Source organism: Actinomadura sp. NBRC 104412 (assembly GCF_030269515.1).
Taxonomy (GTDB): Bacteria; Actinomycetota; Actinomycetes; order Streptosporangiales; family Streptosporangiaceae; genus Spirillospora.
This window is the reverse complement of sequence record NZ_BSTM01000077.1, coordinates 1-2,229: the sequence shown is the minus strand read 5'-3', so window position 1 is coordinate 2,229 and position 2,229 is coordinate 1. Positions and strand designations below refer to the sequence as shown.

The following is a 2,229-nucleotide window of genomic DNA, read 5'->3' as shown; positions in this document are numbered from 1 at the left end:
TGTCAACGGCGCCTCAATCGTGACCCCCTGAGGGCGTTTGAACCGTAACCCCTTGATGTTGTTGTTGGTTACTGTTCGTGGTTGTGTTTGGCCGCGGGTGGGCGACCGAGGTCTCGGTTCTTGAGGCGGTAGCTGTCTCCCTTCAGGCTGATGACCTCGGCGTGGTGGACGAGGCGGTCGATCATGGCGGCGGCGACCACGTCGTCGCCGAACACCTCGCCCCAGCGGCCGAAGGGCATGTTGCTTGTGACGATCAAGCTTGCCCGTTCGTATCTTGACGAGACCAGCTGGAAGAACAGGTTCGCGGCTTCGGCTTTGAAGGGGATATAGCCGACCTCGTCCACGACCAGAACCGGGATGCGGGCGAGTTTCACCAGCTCTTCCTGGAGTCGGCCGGCGGCGTGGGCTTCGGCGAGCCGGGCGACCCATTCGGCTGCGGTCGCGAACGCGACCCGGTGCCCGGCCTGGCAGGCCCGGATGCCCAGCCCGGTCGACAGGTGCGTTTTGCCCGTTCCCGGTGGTCCCAGGAAGATGACGTTCTCGCGGGCGGTGACGAAGTCGAGCGTGGCCAGGTGAGCGATGACCTCGCGTTTCAGTGACCGCTGGTGGTCGTAGTCGAAGTCCTCCAGCGACTTTCTGGCCGGAAAGCGGGCGGCTTTAATGCGGCCTTCGCCGCCGTGGGCTTCGCGGGCGGCGACCTCGCGTTGCAGGCAGGCGGCCAGGAACTCCTCGTGCGTCCAGGACTCGGCGCGGGCCCGTTCGGCCAGCCGCTCGATCGAGGCCGCCAGGGATGGTGCCTTGAGCACCCGAGTGAGGTAGGCCAGCTCGGCTTCGACGTTGCGGCCGCTGCTCGCCGCTGCGGCGCCGGTCGCTGTGGTCGTCGTTGCGGTGCTCTTGGTTCGGGTGCCGGCCATCACGCGACCCCCTCGGTGTCGTCGACGGTGCCGTTGACGCCGAACACAGTGTCGTAGTCGGCCAGTCGCCGCTGCTCGACCTGGGTATCGGCCAGCGGCCGGGTGACCTGCCAACGGGAACGGCGCATGGCCGTGGCGGCCTGGGCATGCACCGGATCGGTGATGGTCTGGTGAACGGCCCAGCACCGCGGATGCGCCGCAACGTTGTGCCCGCCGCAACTGACCCGCACCTGGTCCAGGTCGGCGACAACCTCGACCAACCGCCCGATCGCCGACGGGTGGACCGAGTAGTCGTTGGAGGCGACGCGGACGTAGTGATCGCGAGCCAGCCGGGTCGAGGTGCGCCAACCGACAACCGGCGCGACCGGCGGCAACGCGACCATCGCTGCCCGGTCGGCCACCAGCCGATCGGCCGGACGGCACTCGATCCGCCGATGATGACGGACGTTGGCGTGATGGCCCAGCCACCAGGTCAGCTGGTCGTTGAAGTCATCAGGGCCGGTGAACGACCGGCCCGGCAGGAACGAGGTCTCCAGATACCCGTTGGCCCGCTCGACCAGGCCCTTGGCCTCCGGATCGCCAGGGCGGCACTGCACGATCTTGATGCCCAGGGTGCCGCGGAACGCGTTGGCCTCGGCGGTCAGCCGCGGGCGGCCGCCGTTCCACTGCCCGATCGCGCCCTCGTTGTCCCACACCAGCGTCTTGGGCACCCCGCCCAGCGTGCACAACAGCGCCCACATCCCGGCGAACAGGTCACCGGCCGCCCGCGAGGGCAGCATCAACGCCAGCAGCCACCGCGAATACCCCGACACCATCACCAGCACCGGCGGGCTGCACTGCTGCCCGGCCCCGACCGGGACCTTGGCCGCCGGGAACCACAGGTCACACTGCGCCAGCTCACCGGGCTGATACGTCGTCCGTGACGACGGGTCGGCGGGCTTGTACTCCGGCCGCAACAGCCGAACCCGGTCCTTGAGCACCGTCATCGACCGTTCCCACCCGATCCGCTCGGCGATCACCGTCGTCGGCATCCCGGGGAACTCCTTCAGCAGCTCACGGATCTGTGGCTCGACCGCATCCACGATCGAGCCCTTGCTCTTACGCCGGTACTTGGGCGGCTCGCTCGACGCCAGCGCCTTGCGCACCGTGTTCCGCGCGAGGCCCAGATGCCGGGCGATCGCCTTGATCGGCATCCCCTCAGCCCGATACAGCCGACGGATCTCTGCCCAGTCCTCCACCTTGATCACCCTCCAGAGGATGAAGGGGGTCAAGGTTCGCGCGTCCACAGGGGGTCATTCTTCAGCCGCCACCGACA

At 68.2% G+C, this 2,229-nt stretch carries 2 protein-coding genes; both read right to left on the bottom strand.

Features of this window, described 5'->3' with window-relative positions; all coding sequences use genetic code 11:
* Window positions 1-68: 68 nt before the first annotated feature.
* Window positions 69-914 (bottom strand): IS21-like element helper ATPase IstB, encoded by an 846-nt coding sequence (gene istB / locus QSK21_RS35755; protein ID WP_285702196.1) that lies wholly within the window; start codon window positions 912-914, stop codon window positions 69-71.
* Entirely contained in the window at window positions 914-2,161 is a 1,248-nt protein-coding gene (istA, locus tag QSK21_RS35750; RefSeq protein ID WP_285702195.1) for an IS21 family transposase, read from the bottom strand. The genes istB and istA overlap by 1 nt, the downstream gene beginning before the upstream one ends.
* Window positions 2,162-2,229 lie beyond the last annotated feature (68 nt).

Bases quoted from the DNA above. Each gene is read 5' to 3' on its own strand.
- istB (WP_285702196.1), bottom strand. From the start codon at position 914: ATGGCCGGCACCCGAACCAAGAGCACCGCAACGACGACCACAGCGACC.